This is a genomic window from Cognatiluteimonas sedimenti, assembly GCF_022808325.1.
Lineage (GTDB): Bacteria > Pseudomonadota > Gammaproteobacteria > Xanthomonadales > Xanthomonadaceae > Cognatiluteimonas > Cognatiluteimonas sedimenti.
In genome coordinates this window covers 272,226-272,878 of sequence record NZ_JALGCL010000003.1, presented here as the reverse complement: position 1 = coordinate 272,878, position 653 = coordinate 272,226, and the positions used below count along the sequence as shown (strand labels likewise).

The window sequence follows — 653 nt, the reverse complement described above, 5'->3', positions numbered from 1 at the left end:
CACTCACAGGGGAGATCACCACAATGTCGAAAGGAAGTGACAGCCTCACCAAGCAGGTTTTCGTGGCATACGCGTACAACCTGTATGACACCCGGGACTATCGCAAAGTCTTCGCTGCTCTAGAGAAATCGTTTGGGATCAAGTTCATTTTCGCCGATGAAAAGATCACGAACATGCATATCTTGCAGAAGATCATTAGCTACATTCGCGGGTCTGACTTTGCCCTGTTCGACATCTCTGCATGGAACCCCAATGTGACATTGGAGCTGGGCATCGCTCTTGCCATGTCGGAGGACTGGTACATCTGCTTCAACCCAGACAAGACAGATGTTAAAGAAGTGCCTAGCGACATACGCGGCCTTGATCGGATTCAGTACACAAGCTTTAGCGAGCTTGAGGACAAATTGTCGGTCTTGCTTGACCAATGGTATCCGCGTAGCACCCGCACAACTGTTGACGACTACTTTGCCAAGGCAACTACTGACGTGCATGACCTGCTATCGGCGAAGCCTGGCCTACGCGTAAATGAGATTGCGGACATTCTCGGAATGAACATCCGGATGGCTCAAGTTGTAGTCGGCCAGCTCATGAGTGACGGCAAGCTCACTGTAGAAGGCAAGACGCGTGGTGCTCGGTACTCTGTGGCGTGAGTG

General features: G+C 51.3%; 1 protein-coding gene. It reads left to right on the top strand.

Annotated elements, in window-relative coordinates:
• Positions 1 to 650, top strand: a 650-nt coding sequence (locus MQC88_RS10450) for a hypothetical protein (protein ID WP_243321749.1), incomplete at its 5' end; no start/stop codon positions are given.
• Positions 651 to 653: the final 3 nt, after the last annotated feature.